The sequence below is a fragment of the Xylanimonas protaetiae genome (assembly GCF_004135385.1).
Taxonomy (GTDB): Bacteria; Actinomycetota; Actinomycetes; order Actinomycetales; family Cellulomonadaceae; genus Xylanimonas; species Xylanimonas protaetiae.
Map to the genome: position 1 here is coordinate 1,433,843 of NZ_CP035493.1, position 20,304 is coordinate 1,454,146.

At 68.6% G+C, this 20,304-nt stretch carries 24 protein-coding genes and 1 tRNA gene; 10 read left to right on the forward strand and 15 right to left on the reverse strand.

Annotated elements, in window-relative coordinates; genetic code table 11:
* Positions 1–72 precede the first annotated feature (72 nt).
* The 3 genes from ET471_RS06465 (at position 73) to ET471_RS06475 (ending at position 2,898) form a co-directional block, all read left to right on the forward strand.
* Positions 73–480 carry a hypothetical protein gene (locus ET471_RS06465; RefSeq protein WP_129187119.1) on the forward strand — a complete coding sequence of 136 codons (408 nt, stop codon included), beginning with the start codon at positions 73–75 and terminating at the stop codon, positions 478–480.
* Positions 477–1,394, forward strand: a complete 918-nt coding sequence (locus tag ET471_RS06470) for a hypothetical protein (protein ID WP_129187120.1) — start codon at positions 477–479, stop codon at positions 1,392–1,394. The genes ET471_RS06465 and ET471_RS06470 overlap by 4 nt, the downstream gene beginning before the upstream one ends.
* A 154-nt stretch (positions 1,395–1,548) precedes the next feature.
* Positions 1,549–2,898, forward strand: a complete 1,350-nt coding sequence (locus ET471_RS06475; RefSeq protein ID WP_129187121.1) for an IS4 family transposase — start codon at positions 1,549–1,551, stop codon at positions 2,896–2,898.
* A 16-nt stretch (positions 2,899–2,914) separates the two neighbouring features.
* Here the strand turns inward: ET471_RS06475 and ET471_RS06480 are convergent, their stop codons facing one another.
* Positions 2,915–3,832: a Sir2 family NAD-dependent protein deacetylase gene (locus ET471_RS06480; RefSeq protein ID WP_207207342.1), complete on the reverse strand. Its 918-nt coding sequence runs from the start codon at positions 3,830–3,832 to the stop codon at positions 2,915–2,917.
* A 70-nt stretch (positions 3,833–3,902) separates the two neighbouring features.
* Between ET471_RS06480 and ET471_RS06485 the strand changes: the two genes are divergently transcribed.
* Positions 3,903–4,142 (forward strand): hypothetical protein, encoded by a 240-nt coding sequence (locus ET471_RS06485; protein ID WP_129187123.1) that lies wholly within the window; start codon positions 3,903–3,905, stop codon positions 4,140–4,142.
* A 94-nt stretch (positions 4,143–4,236) separates the two neighbouring features.
* Positions 4,237–4,323 (forward strand) — tRNA-Ser (locus ET471_RS06490).
* A gap of 69 nt (positions 4,324–4,392) precedes the next feature.
* On the opposite strand, the gene ET471_RS06495 is transcribed toward ET471_RS06490, so the two are convergent.
* Genes ET471_RS06495 through ET471_RS06525 form a run of 7 tightly spaced genes read right to left on the reverse strand, consistent with a single transcriptional unit; the run spans position 4,393 to position 9,656 of the window.
* A complete protein-coding gene (locus ET471_RS06495) occupies positions 4,393–5,223 on the reverse strand; it encodes a site-specific integrase (RefSeq protein WP_129187124.1) in 831 nt (276 codons plus the stop codon).
* Between the two features lie 11 nt (positions 5,224–5,234).
* Positions 5,235–5,606 (reverse strand): hypothetical protein, encoded by a 372-nt coding sequence (locus ET471_RS06500; protein ID WP_129187125.1) that lies wholly within the window; start codon positions 5,604–5,606, stop codon positions 5,235–5,237.
* Between the two features lie 3 nt (positions 5,607–5,609).
* A complete protein-coding gene (locus tag ET471_RS06505; protein WP_207207343.1) occupies positions 5,610–5,825 on the reverse strand; it encodes a helix-turn-helix transcriptional regulator in 216 nt (71 codons plus the stop codon).
* Positions 5,826–5,871: 46 nt separating this feature from the next.
* Positions 5,872–7,401, reverse strand: a complete 1,530-nt coding sequence (locus tag ET471_RS06510) for a replication initiator (RefSeq protein ID WP_129187126.1) — start codon at positions 7,399–7,401, stop codon at positions 5,872–5,874.
* Positions 7,401–8,933 carry an FtsK/SpoIIIE domain-containing protein gene (locus ET471_RS06515; RefSeq protein WP_342586081.1) on the reverse strand — a complete coding sequence of 511 codons (1,533 nt, stop codon included), beginning with the start codon at positions 8,931–8,933 and terminating at the stop codon, positions 7,401–7,403. The genes ET471_RS06510 and ET471_RS06515 overlap by 1 nt, the downstream gene beginning before the upstream one ends.
* Complete coding sequence (locus ET471_RS06520) at positions 8,845–9,213, reverse strand: hypothetical protein (protein ID WP_129187127.1); 369 nt, start codon at positions 9,211–9,213, stop codon at positions 8,845–8,847. Before ET471_RS06520 ends, ET471_RS06515 begins: the two co-directional genes overlap by 89 nt.
* Positions 9,213–9,656: a plasmid replication, integration and excision activator gene (locus ET471_RS06525; RefSeq protein ID WP_129187128.1), complete on the reverse strand. Its 444-nt coding sequence runs from the start codon at positions 9,654–9,656 to the stop codon at positions 9,213–9,215. Before ET471_RS06525 ends, ET471_RS06520 begins: the two co-directional genes overlap by 1 nt.
* Before the next feature lie 149 nt (positions 9,657–9,805).
* On the opposite strand from ET471_RS06525, the gene ET471_RS06530 reads away from it, so the two are divergent.
* A complete protein-coding gene (locus ET471_RS06530; protein WP_129187129.1) occupies positions 9,806–10,549 on the forward strand; it encodes an XRE family transcriptional regulator in 744 nt (247 codons plus the stop codon).
* A 31-nt stretch (positions 10,550–10,580) separates the two neighbouring features.
* Here the strand turns inward: ET471_RS06530 and ET471_RS06535 are convergent, their stop codons facing one another.
* Positions 10,581–11,912, reverse strand: coding sequence for a hypothetical protein (locus ET471_RS06535; protein ID WP_129187130.1), 1,332 nt, complete (start codon positions 11,910–11,912; stop codon positions 10,581–10,583).
* Between the two features lie 103 nt (positions 11,913–12,015).
* Between ET471_RS06535 and ET471_RS06540 the strand changes: the two genes are divergently transcribed.
* On the forward strand, positions 12,016–12,486 hold the full coding sequence (locus ET471_RS06540) for an NUDIX hydrolase (protein ID WP_129187131.1): 471 nt from the start codon (positions 12,016–12,018) through the stop codon (positions 12,484–12,486).
* Here the strand turns inward: ET471_RS06540 and ET471_RS06545 are convergent.
* Complete coding sequence (locus ET471_RS06545; RefSeq protein ID WP_242496448.1) at positions 12,436–12,999, reverse strand: hypothetical protein; 564 nt, start codon at positions 12,997–12,999, stop codon at positions 12,436–12,438. The genes ET471_RS06540 and ET471_RS06545 overlap by 51 nt on opposite strands.
* A gap of 180 nt (positions 13,000–13,179) precedes the next feature.
* Entirely contained in the window at positions 13,180–13,422 is a 243-nt protein-coding gene (locus ET471_RS06550) for a hypothetical protein (RefSeq protein WP_129187133.1), read from the reverse strand.
* Positions 13,423–13,463: 41 nt separating this feature from the next.
* On the opposite strand from ET471_RS06550, the gene ET471_RS06555 reads away from it, so the two are divergent.
* Positions 13,464–14,594: a hypothetical protein gene (locus ET471_RS06555; RefSeq protein WP_129187134.1), complete on the forward strand. Its 1,131-nt coding sequence runs from the start codon at positions 13,464–13,466 to the stop codon at positions 14,592–14,594.
* A 314-nt stretch (positions 14,595–14,908) separates the two neighbouring features.
* Positions 14,909–15,754, forward strand: a complete 846-nt coding sequence (locus ET471_RS06560) for a restriction system modified-DNA reader domain-containing protein (RefSeq protein ID WP_129187135.1) — start codon at positions 14,909–14,911, stop codon at positions 15,752–15,754.
* Between the two features lie 64 nt (positions 15,755–15,818).
* On the opposite strand, the gene ET471_RS06565 is transcribed toward ET471_RS06560, so the two are convergent.
* From ET471_RS06565 to ET471_RS06575, 3 genes are all read right to left on the reverse strand, one after another.
* Positions 15,819–16,169: a hypothetical protein gene (locus ET471_RS06565; protein WP_129187136.1), complete on the reverse strand. Its 351-nt coding sequence runs from the start codon at positions 16,167–16,169 to the stop codon at positions 15,819–15,821.
* Between the two features lie 76 nt (positions 16,170–16,245).
* Entirely contained in the window at positions 16,246–16,473 is a 228-nt protein-coding gene (locus ET471_RS06570) for a hypothetical protein (protein ID WP_129187137.1), read from the reverse strand.
* Positions 16,474–16,856: 383 nt separating this feature from the next.
* Positions 16,857–17,774: a hypothetical protein gene (locus ET471_RS06575; RefSeq protein WP_129187138.1), complete on the reverse strand. Its 918-nt coding sequence runs from the start codon at positions 17,772–17,774 to the stop codon at positions 16,857–16,859.
* Between the two features lie 418 nt (positions 17,775–18,192).
* Here ET471_RS06575 and ET471_RS06580 point away from each other — a divergent pair, with 418 nt between their 5' ends.
* On the forward strand, positions 18,193–19,857 hold the full coding sequence (locus ET471_RS06580; RefSeq protein ID WP_129187139.1) for an Eco57I restriction-modification methylase domain-containing protein: 1,665 nt from the start codon (positions 18,193–18,195) through the stop codon (positions 19,855–19,857).
* 19 nt (positions 19,858–19,876) lie between these two features.
* Here the strand turns inward: ET471_RS06580 and ET471_RS06585 are convergent, their stop codons facing one another.
* Positions 19,877–20,134 carry a hypothetical protein gene (locus tag ET471_RS06585; protein ID WP_129187140.1) on the reverse strand — a complete coding sequence of 86 codons (258 nt, stop codon included), beginning with the start codon at positions 20,132–20,134 and terminating at the stop codon, positions 19,877–19,879.
* Positions 20,135–20,304 lie beyond the last annotated feature (170 nt).

The window sequence follows — 20,304 nt, forward strand, 5'->3', positions numbered from 1 at the left end:
GGGCTCGGACCGCCCGCCCGGGCGGTGGGCGCAGGTGCTAGGTTTCGCACGCCCTTGAGCGATGGAGACGGGATGAGCGCGATCGATGCGCGGCAGCGACGCCGCGCCCGGCAGGTCACCTACGGCATGGTCGCCGTGCTCGCCGTCACGGCGGTCGCGCACCTCGAGCTGTGGCCCTTGACGTCGTTCCGGCTGTTCAGCGGTCTGCGCACGGGGACGGGCGCCACCTACGAGCTCATCGCGGTCGCCACCGACGGCACCCGCACCGTCGTCCCCACGAACCACCAGCTGGTCGCGAAGCTGCCCCAGGCCGCGCCCGACGCCGTCGCCGCCCAGGTCGGTGCCTGGCTCGACGACGCGGGCCTCGCCGCCGACGCCCTCGACGTCGTCGTGCTGGAGCGCTCCACGTGGGAGCTCGACCCCGAGACGCTGACCACCCACGAGACGGACCGCGACGTCGTGCTGGAGGTCCAGCCGTGACCGCGGCGGGCCGTGGCCGCCTCGCGGGCCTGCGGGACCGGCTCGACAGCGCGCTCGTCGCCCCGGGCGAGGCGCGCACCGCGCGCTGGGTGCACGCGGGCGTCGCCGCCGTCGTCGGGTGGCGCCTCGCGGTGCGCGACTGGACGGTGCTCGCGGACCGGGCGCCCGAGCTGCGGACGCACGCCAACCTGCTGGGCTGGGTCCCGGACCTGCCCGCGGCGGGACTCGTCGCGGTCCAGGTGCTGGGGGTGCTGGCCGCGGTGGCGGCCGTCGCGCGGTGGCGGCCGCGGCTCGCGTTCGGCGTCGCGTGGGCGTGCTACCTGGTGCTGTGCGGGCTGTGGTCGAGCTCCGGCAAGGTCATGCACAACGACGTGCTGACGGTGTGGGTGGGCGCCGTGTGGCTGTTCGCCGGCCCGCCGGCCCGCGCGGTGCCGCCGGGCGAACGGGCGGTGCGCTGGGGGTGGCCGCCGCGCGCGAGCCTCGCCGTGCTGGGCTGCATCTACTTCCTCACGGGCTTCCAGAAGCTCGTGCACAGCGGGCCGCGCTGGGCCTACTCCGACAACATGCGCTGGGTGCTGCTCGAAGGGGCGCACACCTCGCCGTTCGGGGCGGCGTTCCCGCAGACGATCGCGAACCTGCCGGTGATGCCGCAGCTCCTCGCTAGCGGGGCGCTGCTGCTCGAGCTGTCGGCCCCGTTCCTGCTGTACGGGCGGTGGACGCGGGCGCCGTTCGCGCTCGCCGTCGCGGTGATGCACACGAGCATCTGGGCCTGCCTGGGGCTGGACTACTCGGCGTGGGTGCTCACCGCGGCCGCCGTGGCGCTGCCGACGGGTCTCGCGCCGTGGGCAGCCCTGCTGTCGCGCCGCGCAGGCGGCCGCGTCGCACGACCGCTGGGGCCACCGCCTCCGGCGTGACCTCCCGGGTGACCCGCGTCGAGCCCTAGCCCCAATGCCGCGAAGTTAGGGCTCTGACCTGGCTGTCAAGGGGTGTTGGTGCTGGTCATAGCAGCGAAGCTCCTGTAGTTGAGGGCTGTCCGCCAAGACATGCCTTCACCACAGGAGCTTTGCCGTGCCGCAGTCTGCCATCGATCGTGTCGCTCGCGCCTTCGCTCCGGGGCACCTGGGCGAGTTGAGCGCCCTGGTTCCCGTCGAGCTCGTCGATGAGGTGCTGGCCCGTCACCGGGCGACCGAGCAGCGCGTACGGCTGCTGCCCTCACGGGTGGTCGTCTACCTGCTGGTCGCGGGTGCGTTGTTCGCGGGCCTGGGCTGGCAGCAGGTCTGGGACCGGCTGGTCGCCGGCCTCGGGCATGTCGATTCCTGTCCGTCGCGCGCCGCGATCGCGCTCGCGCTGCGCCGGGTCGGGCCCGGCCCGTTGCGGTCGCTGTTCGAGGTCCTGGCCTGCCCGGCACCAGGCTCGACCCGGTGGCGGGGACTGCTGGTGTGCGCGCTGGACGGGACGGTCACCTCGGTGCCTGACAGCCCGGCCAACACCATCCGGTACGTCAAGCAGCGCGGCGGGCCCACCGGCGGCGGGTCCTACCCCGGGCTGCGGCTGGTCGCGCTCGTCGCGTGCGGGACCCGCACCCTGATCGATGCGACGTTCGGCCCGACCACGACCGGGGAGACGGTCTACGCGCAGGTCCTGACTCGCTCGCTGCATGCCGGGATGCTGCTGCTGGCCGACCGCGGCCTGAGCTCGGCGGCGCTGGTCGCCGCAGCCCACGCGAGGGGAGCCCACGTGCTGGTGCGAGCACGTACCGCCGCCGCCAACGGTCCCGCCCTGCCCGTCACCCGAGCGCTGGACGATGGTTCGTGGCTGTCGATGCTCGGCGCCACACGGGTGCGCGTCATCGACGCTCAGATCACCTCGGCCACGACGGCTGCGACCACGACCAGCCACTACCGCCTGGTCACCACGCTCCTGGACCCCCGCACCCACCCGGCCGACCAGCTCGCGGGCCTGTACCACCAACGCTGGCAGGTCGAGACCGCCTACCTCGAGCTGAAGTCGACCATCCTGGGCGGGCGGGTCCTGCGCGCCCGGACCCCCGACGGGATCGAGCAAGAGGTCTACGCCCTGCTCATCGCCTACCAGGCCCTACGCACCGCCATGGCCGACGCGACCACCACCACCGCGATCCCGCCCGACCGCGCCAGCTTCACGATCGCGCTGAACGCCGCACGCGACCAGATCACCGCCAACCGGCACGCCGACGCCACCGATCCCCCGATCGAACTGCTCGGCGTGATCGGCGCCGCGGTCACCGCACGACCACTGCCAGCAACCCGCCCCCGCACGAACGCCCGCACCGTCAAACGAGCGATCTCCAAGTACAACGCCCGCGGCCCCAACATCGACCGCAAGACCTACAAGACCACCCTGACCATCACGATCTTGACAAAACCGACGCCCACCTAACTTCGCGGCATTGGCCCTAGCCCCCGACGAGGGCGGCGGCCAGCGCGGTGAGGGTCTCGCTCGTGCCCGCGTCGATCTTGAGGGTGGCGAGCGGGTCGCCGCGCGTCTCGCCGCGGTTGACGATCACCACGGGCTTGCCCGACGTCGCGGCGTGGCGCACGAAGCGGAGCCCGCTCTGCACCGTCAGCGACGTCCCCGCCACGAGGAGTGCGTCCGCGTCGTCGACCATCGCGTACGCGCGCTCGACGCGCTCGCGCGGCACGGTCTCGCCGAAGTAGACGATCTCCGGCTTCAGCACCCCGCCGCAGAGCTCGCACGGGGCCGGGACGAAGTGCGAGGTCTGCTCGACGACGGCGTCGGCGTCGGGCGCGACCTCGATGTCGGCGACCGTCAGGCGTTCGCCGAGCACGTCCTCGAGGAAGCGCGGGTTGAGGGCCGTGAGGCGCTCCGCGAGGTGCTCGCGCGAGATCACCCGGCCGCACGTGAGGCAGACGACGCGGTCGTAGCGGCCGTGCAGGTCGATGACGTGGCGGGAGCCGGCGTCCTCGTGGAGCAGGTCGACGTTCTGCGTGATGACGCCGCGGACGACGCCAGCAGCCTCCAGTGTGGCCAGCGCCCGGTGCCCGGCGTTGGGGTGCGTGCGTCGCACGTGCTGCCAGCCGACGTGGTTGCGTGCCCAGTAGTGGCGGCGGAAGGCCTCGTCGCCGACGAACTGCTCGTACGTCATCGGGTTGCGGGGCGGGGAGTCGGGGGAGCGGTAGTCCGGGATGCCGGAGTCGGTGGAGATGCCGGCGCCCGTCAACGCCGTGACGGTCCGGCCCGTCAGCAGGGCGACGGCGTCGTCGACCGTCCCGTGGTGCACGACGGCGTCGGGCGGGAGCGTCCAGCGGCGCTGCTGGTACGTGGGGGCGAGAGGCCGGGGACCTGAGGGCACGCGTCGAGCGTACGCGGGGGCGGTTGCGCCCCGTCGCGCAGGTCCGCAGCGCGCCCGGCATACTCCGAGCATGAGCGAGCACCCGCAGCACGGCTGGTGGCACCGGCTCAGCGCCGACGTCCAGCGCTGGCTCAAGGAGAACCCGCGCTCCGAGCTCACGACCACCGTCTTCGACGCCGTGATCGGCGCCGGCGGGCCGTACCGCGCCGACCCCGACCGGCACCCCGACGAGCTGCCCGACGCCCGGCTCCTCAGCGACGACGCCTGGGAGTACATCAAGGAGCAGCCGCACCCGGACGAGACGGCGTAGAGCTGGCCGACGCTGACCGGCGGCACGGCCGGGATTTGGGACGAGCGGTCCTAGCGGGTATCCTCGGACGGCCGGTCCCCATCAGGACCGGCTAGGTAGCGTGTCCGAGTGGCCTAAGGAGCACGCCTCGAAAGCGTGTGTGGGTGAAAGTCCACCGTGAGTTCGAATCTCACCGCTACCGCCCCTCGAAGGACCCCAGCCGCAGGATTCTGCGGATCTGGGGTCCTTCGTCTTTCCCCGTACTGCTTTTTCACTGCTTTTTCCCCTCAGCGAGCAGGTCTGCGGACGCCCGGGTGACGAGCCGGTCGATCACGTCGCGCACGTCCGGAGCCAGGCGGTTCCGCTTCACGTAGTGCAGGCGAGTTGTCGCCTCGCCGGCGTGGCCGAGCTGTGCGGACGCGCTCGCGATCGAGGTCGAGTTGGCGACGGCCGTGCCCACCGTGCGGCGGAAGTCGTGCGGCCGGACCCTGAGCCCCGTGCCCGCCTGCGCGTGCTTCAGCTGCGTCCGGACGTTCGACGGCGAGCGCGGCCGACCGGTGGACGTCGGGAAGACGAGACCGTCCGGCCCACCGTCGAGGCCGAGGTCCAGCGCCTCGCGCAGCGCGACCACCACGAAGTTCGGCAGCGTCACGGTCCGCTGGGACGAGTCCGACTTGGGGCTGGACTGCCGGAAGAGTCTGCCGTTCGCGCGCACGATCGTGCCATCGACAGTCAGGGTGGGAACCTCGGCGTCGAGGTCGAGATCCACCTCCCGGAGCGCGAGGCACTCGCCGATTCGCAGGCCCGTGCCGAGCATCGTGTCGACGATCTGCGGCAGGAGCGACACGTTCCGCAGGCCACGGATCGCTGGTCGGTCCTCCCAGACGCGCACGGCCTTGCGGAGCAGAGCGATGTCCTCGAGCGCGATGGTCTCGACGTCGCCGCGCTTCGGTGTGCGCACGGTGATCGCGTCGCGCACCGGGTTGAAGGGCGCGGCCCCGTAGCGGACGCAGAGCATCATGACCTGCTGCATCACGTTGCGGCACTGCCGGGCGGTCGCGTACCTCTTGGCCTTGGTCAGCGCCATGAGCACGCGGTTCACGGCGACCGGCGTCACTCCCGGACCCGGAGCTGACCGAGCGCCGGCCGAAGGTCGCGGTCGATGACGCCGACGTACTTCTCCATCGACTGCGGGACGACCTGCGCCTCCGCCTGCTTCTCCGTCACCCACTGGTCGAACACAGCGTTCATCCGGGTGTCCGGCGCGATCGGCATGAGCCCGTCGCTGGTCGCGTCCGTGACCGCGCGATGCAGCTTGTCCTCAAGCCGACGTTGGGCCTCGGCCCCCGACGCCCCGCGAGCCTCGTACTTGTGGACCACGCCTGCGAAGTCACGGTAGGTCGCGCGGGCACGCCAGACATTGGGTGCGAGCTCCTGCCGCGTGATGCCGCCCCACCGGCCGGGCTCGAGCGGAACACGTGCCATGCCTCAGCCCCCCCCGCGATCGTCGGTCACCGCGTCGAGCCACTCCTCGACGTCGTCGGGCCGGTACCTCAGCCGGCCGCCGACGTGGATCACCTTCGGTCCGCCGCCGCGGCTCGACCACGAGTACACGCAGTACATCGACACCCCCAGGTACTCGGCGAGCTCCTCCGGCGTCATCAGGCGTCGGCGGGCGGTCTGCTCCACACTCATGCTGCTCATCTCGGGTTCCCCCCGCTTCCTCGTTGCTGTCCCCCTGCTGGCTTGCTCAGTGGTGCGCGGTCGGCGCGTTGCGGTTCTCGGCTCGCCAGCGGGCGTACTCGCGGGCACGTGCGGCGGCCGCGTCGGCGAGGACCTTGTCGCCCGCCCTCGGCCAGCCTGTGCCCTGGTAGGTCCACGCGCCGACGACGAGCGTGGTCTCCTCGTCGTCGGCCATGAGCTGGATCTCGAGCTCGCGTGTGTCGAGCTTCGCGGCGGCCGCGAGGCGCGGATTGGTGGCGATGCGCTGGTACCGACGCCGGGCGCGGCGGAGCGCGCCGAGCGTGACCGAGTACCGGCGGGACTTGGTCGAGAAGTGACCCCGGAACCCGAGCATCCTCGACCACTTGCCGAGCAGCGCGTACGGGTTCTCGACGCAGACGCCGCAGAGCCGCGGGTGACGGTCGGCGACGCGCTGGCCGCACTCGAACGGGCAGCCGGCCAGGGCGCGGGCGGCCAACCGCTGGCACGCGTCGATCAGCCGGGCGTGATGCGGGAGCGGCCTGGTCGGGTCGACACCGGCCGACTTGGTCGAGTACTTCGCGAGGTAGGCGGCCACCTGCTCGGCGGTGATCTGGTCGCCGACGACGCCGCCCTCGCGCACGATCCGCACGTCGGTCTGCGCACCGAAGCGGAGCACCCGCTCGACGTCGCGGCCATCCACCGGCGGGGCCGTCGTGTACGCGGACGCCGCCGACTCGCGCACCACGTCCGTCAGCCTCGACGCCGGGATCGGCGCAGGCGAGCCGGGCCCGTCGGAGCCGTCGATCCGCACCAGTGCATGGAAGTGGACGAGCCCGCGAGCCTGGAACTCGGCGACCTTCGCGTACTCGAGGCGCGCATGCTTGCGAAGCTCTGACTCACGCACACCCAGCGTCGTTGCGACGTGCCGCCGAAGAGCGATGGTGAACCGCCGCCACAGCTCGGGCGCGTGCCACTGCCAGACCGCCGCGGAGTCGACGTCGTGGCACTCCGGGCACAGCGGCGAGCCGATCACCGGGTCGCCGTCGTCGTGATGAGCCCAGCAACTCAGCCGGACCCCGTGCTCGCAGGCGCCGATCCGCGCGCGGGGCCGGCACGGCCGCTTGCCCTTCCGCGCCCGATGCACCGCCCCGAACGACGGTGCCGTCAGAGTGACGAACAGCAGCGGGTTCGCGCTGACGGACTCGGGCACGCCCTTGCCGCCGTAGAGCCCGGTCGAGATCAGCTCGAAGGTGTCGCGCGCATAGATCCGCGAGCATGCCGGGCAGACCTCGTCGCGCCGGTTGCCGCACGGCTTGTAGAGCAGCCCCAACGGCTCGTCGGCCGAGCGGAAGACGCTGAGGATCTCCCCGGTGTAGCGGTCGATCGTCGTCGAGCGGCCCGCCAGCCGGACCGGGTGCGAGCAGTTGCCCGCGCGGGCGAGCGTGTCGGCCAGGGCCGGCATCGTCCGGTCGGCCAGGCGACCCACGATGGACTCCGCCTCGAACGCCGCCAGGTCGCCCAGGTCGAGGGGAGCGTCGGGGGAGTGACCCCAGAAGCCATCGCGGGCCGCCGACATCAGGCCGGCTCCGGGTCGTCCCCGCCACGCGGGGTGCGAGGAGTCCGACGCACGTTGTCAGACGAGAGCGTGATGAGCTCGCCCGGCACTGTGTTCTCCGTCGTGGTCGGAGGTTCAGGAGGAGCGGGGTACCGCGACGCGACGAGCCGGATGAGGTCGTCGCTCCAGAAGTCCGCCCGCACACGCTCGACGACGCCGTCGTTGCCCACGACGTACCCCGCCCCCGGCATGGTCCGGTCGATCCGGTGCGCCGGGGCGAGATCCGCGTACCCGTCACCGAGCACCATGCGGGTCTCCGACGTCGACGCGACGCGCAGCGCAATGGTCTGCGTGAACAGCTCGCGCATCGCGACGGTCTCCTTGCGCGGGTCCTGCACGAACGCGACGACCATGACGCCGAGCGCACGACCCTGCGTGAGGATCCGCTTGAGCAGCGCCGAAGCCTCGCTGACGACGTCGCGCGACGCGTACCCGGTGAGCACGGCGAGCTCGTCGATCAGCAGGACGTGGGCAGGATCGCCAGCCGTCGCCTCGAACGTGCGCGCATGCCCGCGCATGCCCGCCTGCCGGGCCACGATCACCTGGTTCAGCGACCGAAGTAGTCGCAGCGCGGCCTGCTCGTCCATCGCGACGTGCGAGAACATCGCCGAGCCGACGGCCACTTCGACGCCGCCCTTGAGGTCGACGCCCCACAGCCGCACGAGGCCCGCGTGCGCGGCCGGCGCCAGGTTGCCCGCGATGCCCCAGAACACGGAGCCCTTACCGGAACCGGAACGGCCGACGACGAGGGTGTGGCTACCCGAGAGTTCAAGCCGCCAAGGTGCCCATCCGACCGCCGGCCCAGGGTGACGCCCTCGGTCTCGAGCTCGGTGGGCACGCGTGGCGTCGTCGGCTCGTGGATGAGCTCGCGCATCGTCAGGACCATCTCCACGACGCCGGGGCCCACCCGACGGGACTCCACGGCCTCCGCCTGCACCGCGGTAGCGATGGCGTCGGCCGCGTCCATCAGGACGTCGACGGTCTGGCCCATCACGGCGCGGACCGTGAGAGTGAGGGTGTTCCCCCGCGTGCGGACATGCAGCAGACGCGCGACGTCCTGCCGCCGGCTGCTCTCCCACGGCCAGACGAGCCCGCACCGCCGGGCGATCTTGGCCCAGTCCTTCCGCACCCGACGACGCCACGCACGACGACGCAGAGGCCCCCCGAGGACGGTCTCGTAGCTGAGCGGGCTGACAGCGTCCCACGCAGCGCGGACAGTGCTCCACACCGGGACGGACCAGAGCACCGCGAGCCCGGCCGCCTCGTGATCGGCGATCAACAGCAGGTCGCCGATCACGAGGCAGACGCAGACCGCGCGCCACGACTGGACGGTCCAGGCGATGGAGTTCCAGACCGCGGTGCCGAGCCGGCTCACGACGAGCCAGACGATCCGAAGGGTGGCCATCAGGCCGCCTCGCTCCCGACGAGTTCCCCTTCGATGACGCGAGCGTCGGAGTCCGGGAACGCCCGCACCGGCCGAACCATCTCTCCACCGCAGAACACCTGGAAGAGCGGGCACGGCCACTCGGCGCCCCACCACAGGGTGAAGGCGCCTCGTTCGAAGGTCGACGGGAAGTCGCTCACGTGCCCGAGACGCAGGCGGCGGGCCAGGTACTCCGCGTCCGCCTGGGTGGTCACGTGGAACGACAGCGCGGTGAGGCTGATGTGCACGGCCTCGACCCGACCGTCGACCCAGTTGACGATGTCGCCCACGATCTCCAGGAGCTCGCGCATCGTCGCATCAGGCTCGTTGCCCCACCTGGTCGTGGACATCAGGCCGCCGCCTTCGGCTCGGGCGGCTTGGCCGACGGTGCCGGCTGGGCCGCGTGGTTCGGGGACGCGAACCCGTCGGCCCGGAAGGACCAGGCGAGGCGCGGGTTCTGTCCGTTGGTGTCGACGTACGGCATCGCCGTCAGCCCGACGAACTCCACCGGCGTCCACGGGAGCCCCGACGTGTTCTTCGGGGGGACCGGGATGACCTCGGCGGCAAACTTGACGACGACGCCGACGTTGCGGGCGCGGGCGTCCTCGTCGCCGTCGATCACGGTGCACTGCCAGATCGGCAGGCCCGTCTCCTTGTCGCGCTGCTGGGGACGGGAGCCGTCCTTGCGCTGCTCGACCTGGAAGTCCGTGACCGGCTCGACGACACCGTGCAGGAAGGCCCCGTTGGGGAAGACCGCGGCGTGCGCGATCGGGAAGCGCCTTGCGATAGCCATGATGATCTCCACTCGGTTGTGTCGCGTTCGGGCTGGTTGCCCAGAAACCACGACACATGGAGATGACAGGACGTCGTCACCACCTTGCGGGACGTTTAGGGACGTCCTACCGTAGAAGAAACGTCCCGAGACGCCCCTGGGGGTGCGTGATGACGCCGAACGAACGGCTGAGAGCCGCGATCACCGATGCAGGGCTGACCCTCGCGGCGTTCGGCGAGCAGGTCGGAGTGGACCCGAAGACCGTCGAACGGTGGATCACCAAAGACCGGATCCCGCACCGGACCCACCGCATGAAGGCGGCCCACATCCTCGGCAAGAGCGACGTGTTTCTCTGGCCCGCGACAGAGGCGGACCCGCGGACGCGCTCGGCGACGCGGGCCGAGTTCGTGGAGATGCTGCCCAGCCGGGCGTCGGTGCCCGTGTCGACGTGGGAGTCGCTCATCGACAACGCGACGGAGGCAATCGACCTGCTTGCGTTCGCGGGGAGCTTCTTGCACGACAGCATCCCGGAGTTCGCTGAGAGGCTCGCTGTCAGGGCTCGCGCCGGGGTGCGGGTGCGGTTGCTGTTCGGCGACCCGGACTCGGCAGCCGTCGCGCTCCGCGGAGAGGAGGAGGGGATCGGCGAGCTTATGGCCGCTCGGTGTCGGCTGACGTGGAACTACCTTGCGCCGCTGATGACCGGCGTTCCTGGGATCGAGGCGCGGAAGCACGGCAGCACGCTCTATGCGTCGCTGTTCCGGTTCGACGACGCGTTGCTGGTGAACCCACACGCCTTGGGCGCGCCGGCCGGGCACTCGCCAATCCTGCACATCAACCGGATCCCTGGGGGGCGGTTGTTCGCGCACTACATGGAGTCGTTCGAGCAAACCTGGCAGGCGGCGTCAGCGCGCTGACGCGGAAGAAGATTCGACGTTCAGGTACAGACTAGAGATCAAAACTGGCGAAGTCGAAGTCAAGCGGGTCCTGGATCGCAAGGTCGTTCGTCAGCACAGCAGCCGGGTCGCTCCATGGCCACACGGTCTGTCCGTGCCGACGGAAGAACAGGAACGAGTTGTCCGCCAGGAATAGCTTCCGACTTGAGCGGTTGTAGGTGAGAACCAACGGATTGACCCCGATTTTGACCTGCAAGCGATCGATGCGATCGAGCGCCTGCGTAAGGTCTGATGCACGGATTCCGCTACCTCCCTCTTGCGCGGAAATGCGCTGCAACAGCACGGCGGAGTCAATCCCGGCGAGTAACTCGCTGTCTGTCGCATCGGTGACCGCTTCGAGCAAGTGCCGGTACACCTCGAGGCCCGACGAAAGTCGTCGCATTCCGCGTACGAAGTTGTCGGCGAACGCCTGATAGCGTCCCGCCATCTCGCCGGCGACTTCGGACAGCGCCATCGTGAGTGATCTCCCGGCGTCGAGAACGCGGTCGGCACCACGTGGCAGCGTCTGTACGACACTCTCCTTCTCGCAGAACCGTGCGGCAATTCGGTGTAGGAGCCCGACGTTGCCGAACGCCTCCTTGACGATTGAAGCGCGCAGGTCATCACTGAACGAGATGTTCAGAGCATTTGCGCCCTGAACCAGCACCTGCTCCAGTTCAGCGTCATTCCAGGTCAGATGGATGTCATCGACGCGGCCCTCGAGGTCGCCGTTGTAGTACGTCAGCAGGTGGTCTCTAGGCCACACGCCGATAACAACCACAAACAGGCCGTATTCGCCCATCGCCTTGAGCATGAATGCCAGGGTTCTCTGTGCGGCTTCGTCGATGTAGTGGAAGTCTTCCAGGACGAGTCTGCGACCAGACATGCTAATTGTGCTTGACACCCATGAGAGGTCTGCCGCGGTCGTTCCGATCGGTGCTAACTCGGTCTCGCTCGATGTGGCGATGGATCCGCTCGCTCCGACCTGCGCCTTGGCCTTTGCCAGAATCTTCCCGAGTTCGACGTTGCCCTCAAAGTTGAGCGTCCCTGTGAGCTCCCGCGTCTTCGTCATCGACAAGGTAGCGCTCACGCCCAGGCGCCCCAGGGCTTCCTTGAGCAGTGAGTCTGGCGTTGAATGAGGCGTGCACTGAATCACGACCGCCTGATCGTCGGGAAGCACCTTCGAGCGCAGCCAAGACTTTCCTTGCTTGCTACCCCCATGTACCGCGACATGCCGGTTGGCCGCGACAGAGTTGGTGAACCGCGAGTCAAGTTGGCCACGGTCGACGTATGACGGGCTCTCAACAGCAGCACCGATCCCGAAGACATCGCCCAAGGAAGCCATGGGCGGAGCGTAGCCCCAGGTGGGGGCCGTCGTCGCGGAGAGTGGGGCGCATCTCGGCTCTGACTTCCGCCGCACCGGTGGGGGCCTCCCGTACCCTCGAAGCATGGCCCGCATCGACTACATCGATGATCCCAACGCCCCGGCGATCAACTCCGTGGTGCCGTCTGTCGTCGCGATCGTCCAGGACGACGACGGCCGCGTCCTCATGATCCACAAGACCGACAACGGGAAGTGGGCACTCCCCGGCGGTGGCCACGAGCCTGGCGAGAGCATCGCCGACACCGTGATCCGCGAGGTCAAGGAAGAGACCGGCTACGACGTCGAGGTCGACACCATCACGGGGACGTACACCAACCCGCATCACGTCATGGCGTACGACGACGGCGAGGTCCGCCAGCAGTTCTCGATCGCGTTCCGGGCGCGGCTCATTGGGGGAGAGAAGCGGACCAGTTCGGAGAGCGACGTCGTCGAGTGGCTCGAACCTGGCCAGATCGACGAGCTCGAGCTCCACCCGTCGATGCGCCTACGGCTCGAGCACGCGCTCCGCTACTCCGGCCGGCCAGTCATCGGGTAGACCGAGCCGTCGTCGCGCGCGTCGTGCCGACGCAAGGAGCTCATCACGGGACCGTGTGACCGCGCGGTGAACCGGGTTCGACGTGGGGTACCGGCCCAGGATCTCCTCGACACGCGTTTCCGGGTCCGTCGGGGACCCGTCGGGACCTGTCGTGAGGTCGAGCAGAGTCAAGGCGTCGAGGTTGTCAGGGTCCGGCGTTGGCATCTCCGCAAGACTGCCGAGCAGTCCACGCTCCTCGGCCTCGAACGATGCGCCGGTGTGGAACGCGACGAGTCCAACGACCTCATCGTCAGCACCCTCCTCAACGAGGAAGACAGCGCCGTCGAGGGGATGGAACCCGGTCATCATCAGTTCTTCCGCGTAGCCCAGGTCGTGCAGCCATGCTGCGGCCACGACGTCAGGGGAGATCAGGCCCGCCGAGCCGAGCTCGTTGGCGCGCTGGCCTACCGCTTGGACATGACGCCAGCGACGGCCGAGCCCTGACAGGTACTCGACCGCGATCTTGGGTGCCAAGTCGCGACGCCACATGGGTCCATCGTCACTCAGGTCGGCCGTCGGGCTTGGGGCGGTGAGACCACGTGGAAGCCTGTGTCGCCGTTCCACTGGTGGCCCGCCGCACGGAAGGTCGCTCGTCACAGGAGCTCACGCGCTGATCGATCGACGCGTCGCTAGGATCCGGCATGGCACGAGACGTCAGACCCTTCGCGTGAGCATGGCGAAGATCCCCACGCATACCGCGACGAGCGCCTGAATGAGCCAGAACGTGAGCTTCACAAACAAGACCAGAAGCCACACCATGAGCCGGACGAGCATGACAATGAGGTCGATGAAGAGTCCGATCACGGGCGCGACCGTATCGGTCTGCGGTGTCAGCGCGGGCTCGTTCGACGGGTGAATTGCCTGCTCAGCAGCGATTTCGCCCGATGCAGATCCCAATGGAAACCACGCTCGTCGCCGGGGATCAATAGGGTCCACGCATGTCGATGACGCAGGCCCTCGATGCCTTCATGAAGTCCTCCCTCATGCGAGAGCTTGGGCAAGGTGTCGTAGCCGCGCGTCCCGACCTTCGCGACGCGGTGACGGTCGCTGGCAGGTCGCAGTCACTGCTCAAAGTGGACACCGGCGGAGACCACGGAGTCGCGGTAGGGCTTGGGATCGAGTCTCCCGGTGGATGCCGCGCGTGGCTGATCGCAGGCCAGGGGTACGACGGTGATATCCGCACGTACTGGAGTCCAGCGCTTCCGCAGTCCGCGATCGTCGAGGCGGTCCTTGCGACGCTTGACCATGTCGATCCCACGACGCACCGTGTCTCGCCACTGACCAGCCCGGTGAGATGGGCAGAACCCGAGCACGGTCCTGCGACGGACCTCGCTGACGCGCTCGACGCTCGAGGAGTGAGGGTCACCAACGTGATCGGTGTCAACCGACTCGCGCAGCAACGCCGCGGAGGCCAGCTCGTCAACATCGAGGTGCCAGCGGCAGTTGGTCACGCGGTCGAGATCCAGTGCCAGTGGGGGAGTCCGACGATCGCGCTCCGTGCTGGGCTGGGCTGGGTCATGGAGACCCCGGGGAACTACCGGTTCGGGCGCCTCCCGGACAGGTGGCCCCTGCCGGACCGCTTCACCGTCCCGCTGCTTGACCGTCGGCCGATTCCAGCGTTCGGGTCGATCGACGCGCTGGCCGACGTCGTGGTCGAGCGGGCGCGCCTGTCGGAGGATGACTACTGGGAAGAACACCTCGGGCAGGTGCCCCTCGTCTCACTGCCGATTCGCCACGCCCTCACAACCCTTGGGTCTTGGGGCCTGCGCGGAGCCGGCCGGTACAACCACCCAGACGAGGGCATCCGCGAGCTCCCGGATGCCGTCGTCCTCTCCTTCGAGGGCGAGAAGCCTGTTGGCAAGCCAGCGCTGCTTCGCCGGCTCGGTGAGATCTTCGGGGTACAGAAGCCGGTCATCGTCGTGGCCGAGAGCGGCTACTCGCGTGACGCAAAGAACCTCGCTGAGTCGCGGGGGCTGCTGCTGTTCACGTACAGCGACCGTCTCGGACTCCTTCCGCACACCACGGCGGCATCGGCCGTCTCGATTCACCCGGTGTCAGAGGACTGGTGACGTCTCTTCTGGAGCGACCGGGCGCGAGCTCGGCCGATTCCCGTCGCCCAGTCCGATGCGGGACGCCGGCGCGACGAAGCGCAGGTCAAGGGTTCGGGACGGAGCTCGAAGCGTTCTTCGCGTCGGAGAACGATGTGTGGGACTGCGAATCACCCGCCATCTGGCCGGGCGGGTCAGTGGCCGTTCGTAGACTCGCGGGAAGGCTGCTGCCAGGGCAAACAGAGGGACAACGACGTTGATCACACGGCAAGAGATGGAAGCTCGACTGTGGGACGCCGCCGACGAGGCGCGCGTTGCGAGGGTGGTGGCCTGAGGTGGCTGATCCGCACGCCGATCTTCTCCCATTGCAGGTGCTTCTGCCCGAGACTGCGGCCGATCCGGTGGTCGTCTACGACCCGAGTGCAGCCCTCCGCTTCGCCGTCGTCGAGCGCGCCGGTATCGGACGGCTCGGCGCAGAGTGGGATCAGCCCGGCAACTACATCCTTCTCGACCCACGCGATGTGGACGGGTTCTTCGGAACATATGTCGGGAAAGCGGCACCCGGCGGCGTGCGATCACGTCTGATGTCCCACATCAAGACGAAGGACCACTGGACCCGAGCGGTCGTCATCCAGCGGGACACGACCTTGGGGTTCAACTCTGCTCAGGTCGGATGGCTCGAGGGACGGCTGTACGACTTGATGTACGCCGCTGAGTTTGCGCGACTGCACAACCTGAACCGGCCGAGCGACGAGACGCTGCCATTGTTCGACCGCAACATGCTCGAGCAGACGATCCTGCCAATCCGGCGGCTACTGCGGCTGCTCGGCTACGACCCTGCGCCGGCGGACGAGTCTGCCCCTTCGGACGAGCGGACTCCGCGTCAGCCGTCAGGTAAGCGGTACTTCGGCGTGGCACTCGTTGACCTTGTGGCGGCTGGCGTCTTGACGGTTGGGACGCGGCTCGTGTCTACGAACGGTGCCTGGCCTGCCGACGCGGTTGTCGTTCCTGGTGGCATTGAGTTCGCGGGCGTCGTCTACCCAAGCCCGTCGGCCGCGGCTGGGGCGGCAAAGGAGGGCGGTGCCGCCAACGGATGGGATTTCTGGGCGATCGAGTCGGAGACCGGCAAGGTGCCCTTGTCGACCGTCCGAGCCCAGCACAACGCGACGCCGATCCCGTAGGGGCCGAGGAACCGCCTCCCATCCGGGCTGTCGGCATGCCAAACTCCCGTCTCCTACGCGAGCCTCAGGCGTAGGCAAGCAACCGGTGCAGCGCGATCGTTCGCACACTCTCCTGGAGTTCCTCGTAGTAGCTGAGCTGGTGGAGCCACCAGTGCGACGGCGGGACGGCCTGGACGCAGATGTCGCCGTCGACGCTGATGGGTTCGGAGACGCCGACGAACCAGAACCACTGCCCTGACGCGTTGCGGACGCGCAACGTTCGGCCCGTCAGCGAGCCAGCCTCGCGGGCGGCGACAGGGTGGAGCACCGGAGGCTGGGCGGCGTCCGCGCGAACCCGGTCGAGCCACGATCGAGCACCATCATCAGGATCCGAAGCGGCGGCCTCAGCATCAGGCGCCACCGCGTCCTGGTACACCCACGCGTACTCGACGGGCCACCACTGCATGTCTGGTCGACGTCGTAGATCTCGTCGTCGTCCGGCAGACGCATGATCAGGCGCCCTTGATCAGGCCGAGCAGCCAGCGGCCGGCGTCGTCGTAGCTGCCCGTGACGACCAGCGCGAGGAACAGGACGCCGATCAGCGTCACGCCGAACTTCGTGACTGCCTTGGAGATGTTGCCGGCGTTACCGGCCCACAGGATGCCGATCGCGATGACGATCAGGATGAGCGGAACCACGTTGTCCTGGATCCACTGAGCGATGCCGCCAGTACCGAACATGAGGTGCTCCTTCGTCGAACGTTGCCGTACAACGGATTACACTTTACACCCCTCGATCCGCGCGGGATAGCCCGGGTTCGGGTTGGTTGGGATGAGGTGTCGTCCGGCCCCGAACTCGGGACGTTGGGGTCACCGAGCTCGGGGGAATGAAGCAATCTGGTGTTGTCCCAGAACGTGGCGGTGTCCGCCGGTGCGCCGCTTGGCGGCGTGCTCACTTCACACTCACTTCAGCGCATGGGGTGGGCGTGGTGGCGGCGGCGCGCCGTGGGTGGAGATGAACGCTTGGTTACGCGTCGGGGTGCTGTGCGAGGAAGGCGCGGGCCTGTGGCGGCGCGGTTCTCGCGGGTTTGGAGCGGTCGCGCGTCTGAGCGACACCGGGCAGTTCAGAGCTCGAACCGCGCGGGCAGCCCCAACACCTGGCGCCCCCCGTTGACGGCGAGCATCGCTGCGGTCGCATGATCGAACCGGAGGACATGCATCGCGATCATGAGATGAGCGTTATCGCGATCTGCCGAGCCCCCGTCAGCCTTGCGTTCCAGAGAGGTCAGGGCGTAGGAGATCGGCATCTGCGTCTCGTCTGTCACCGTCTCAAGGAGTTCTCGGCATAAGGACAGCACGAGGTCGGCTCCCTCGCCGATCCGCTCTTCGTTGTGCACGAGGATCTCGGCGATTGCCTGCTCGCAGCCTCGCAAGGCATCGTCGACTATGGCGAGGCAGTCTCGTCCTTCCGCGAGCAGCCTCATCGAACCGTGAGACCACCCGCGGCCGAGCCTGCTCGCCTGGGCGGGGTCCAGTTGCCACCGAAGCTCGTGCCCGTTGGGAGTGGCGGCGTGAGCATTGACTTTCGAGATGTTCAGCGGGTTCATATGGTGTTGAGCCTCGTTGCGCCACTCCCACGCGAAACGGAACGAGTCGTGCTCCCCGTACAGCCTGCTGAACGTCGACTTCGCGTGGTCGCCTGCTTCCGAGCCGAGCACACTTTCGACCTCACGCTCAGTCCGACGACGGCACATCGCAAGGTGAACTAGCCACTCATCGAGTGCCATTGCCCAGTCAGTGCGTACGTCCGGATCGTTCGCGTGAATCGATGGGTTGGCGAGCACGTGGCTCACAACCCGTGAAAGACGGTCTCGGGCGCGCACCAAAGGCCCTATGAGGGTCTGCCCGCGAACAGTCGCAAGCATCGCGCCTGCGGCTGAAACTCGATCGACGTCGACCGCGTCGATGCTCCGACCTTGGGTGAACTTGCTGCCGCGTGGCTGCGCTTGCTCGATCAAGGTCAGGTGCCAGTGTTCGTCCACGGTCAGACAGTCTGATGAGTGGCTCCGACACACTCGTTGACCGCGATGTCCTCAGGCCTCACGGTGCTGCGAGAGGTAGTCACGAGCTCGCTCAGCACTCTCAAACGTGGCCTGCGTAGTCCGCTGAATGTAGGCGACCATGCTCTTCGAGAGGCCCACGTCGGCGGCGACGGAGGCTAGAGAGGCGCCGGGGGTCGCAAGCATCGCCACGACCTCGGCGTCGCGAGCCGCCCTGGCGCGGCGGTCCTGTTCTGCCGCCTTCGCCTGGCGTGCGATCGCTGCGCGAGCCCGAGTGCGATGCTCGATATACGTCGAGTCTTGCCCAACCATGTCTCGACGATAGCCCTGTAACGTGCAGTATGTTGCACGTCGGCCAGGTTCCTGGATCGTGTCGGATGGTCATGGAAGGATCCCGTGCATGGCTGTGGCAGAAGCGGGGTTCGTCGAGTTCGGGGAGGTGTTCACCCGCCGGTGGGTGGTCGAGTCCATCCTCGACCTCGTCGGGTACACGACCGATCGCGACCTCACAGCCACCACGCTCGTCGAGCCGTCAGTCGGCTCTGGAGCCTTCATCGGTCCGGTCGTAGAGCGCCTCGCCGCCACCGCCCGTGAGCGCGGCGTGCCCTTCGTGAATCTCGAAAACGCCATCCGGGGGTACGACCTTCAGCCCCAGCACGTGGCATCGTGCCGAGCGCTCGCCGCGGCGACGCTCCGCGCACACGGAGCGACCGACGATGTCGCACGCCAGCTCGCCGCGGCGTGGATCCACACCGCTGACTTCCTCATCGACGACGTCGACATGCCCGCCGACTTTGTCGTCGGCAACCCGCCGTACATCCGCGCTGACGACCTTGACGACGCCACCGAAGCCGCGTACCGCGCACGGTGGACCACGATGTGGGGCCGCGCGGACATCTTCGTCGGCTTCTACGAGCGCGCGCTCGCGATGCTCAAGCCGGACGGCAAGCTCGGGTTCATCTGCGCAGACCGCTGGATGCGAAACGCGTATGGAGCGCGGCTCCGGGCACTGATCAGCGACCGCTACGCCGTCGAGACGTTGTGGCAGATGCACGACGTCGACGCATTCGAGGCCGACGTCTCCGCGTACCCGGCCATCACGATTCTTGCCCGGCACGAGCAGGGCCCGGTCTCCATGCTCGACACGACGGCAGAGTTTGGGCCGACAAGTGCTGTCGAGGCCCGGCACTTCTCGCTCTCGGGGGCAGTGGAGGGACACGGTGCCGGTTGGGCCGGATCTCGGCTCAACGACTGGTTCGAAGGGCACGAGCTCTGGCCTGCCGGCTCGCCCGCGATGATCCAAGTGCTTGAGCGCCTCAACGACAGGTTCCCGGCGCTGGAGGATACGGGCGGCGCGACGAAGATCTCGATCGGCGTCGCCTCGGGCGCGGACAAGGCGTACATCGTCGACACGGACGCCGACGTCGAGCCGGACCGCCTGCTCCCGCTCGTCATGGCCGACGACATCCGCACGGGTGTCCTCGGGAACGCGCAGCGAATGCTGATCAATCCGTGGAACGAGCGAGGCGAGCTCGTCGACCTGGCCGCGTACCCGCGGCTTGCGCGGACCCTCGCCGGACACCCCGCGGTGAAGAAGCGTTTCGTCGCCCGGAAGAATCCGGAGCGGTGGCACCGCACGATCGACAAGGTCTACCCCGGACTCGCAGAGCGACCCAAGCTGCTACTCCAGGACATGAAGGCTCGCATCACTCCCGTGCTCGAGCCCGGTGGCCTCTACCCGCACCACAACCTGTACTACATCGTGTCGACGGGCTGGGATCTTGAGGTGCTCGGGGGCATTCTCATGAGTGAGGTCGCCGAAGCGTTCGTTGACGCTTACGGGGTCAAGATGCGCGGCGGGACGCTGCGGTTCCAGGCGCAGTACCTGCGCAAGATCCGCGTCCCCGAGCCAGCCTCGATCGCACCCGAGGTCGAGTCACAGCTCCGGAAGGCGTTCCGCAACCGCGATCGGGCCGCAGCCACGCGCGCAGCCGAAGCCGCCTACGGGCTGACAGAGGGAACGATGAGCAGGGTTCGGAACCCGCTCGGCGACCCGGCCGCGTAGGGCGCGTTCGCCCTGAGGTTCAGGCGCCGCTGACGGCCTCGTTGATGCGAGCCCGAACCGCGCGGTGCATCGTGACCGGAGTCGCTGCGACGACGCGACGCACCATCGTCCCGAGGAAACGAGACGGCGAGAGCGCCGTCGGGATCTTCTCGTGGAGGATGGTCACGCGCGGCAGCGACGCCAGCACCGTGTCGATGTCGGAAGCGGGCTCGAGCGGGAGTACCTCGCTCGAGTCCTCGCCGCCCGGCGCGATGACTCGTTCGCTGCAATCGTTCATCACCACGCACGTCGCGTCCCTCGGAATCAGCGTCGAGGGGACCGTGTGGATGCCGCCAAATGCGGCATCGGCATGGGCAACGATGCGATCGAAGTACCCCCACTCCCGGTGGTGGACGTACTGGGTCCAGCCGTGCCGAGCCGAGACGTTCCGTGCTCCGTCGATCCGGA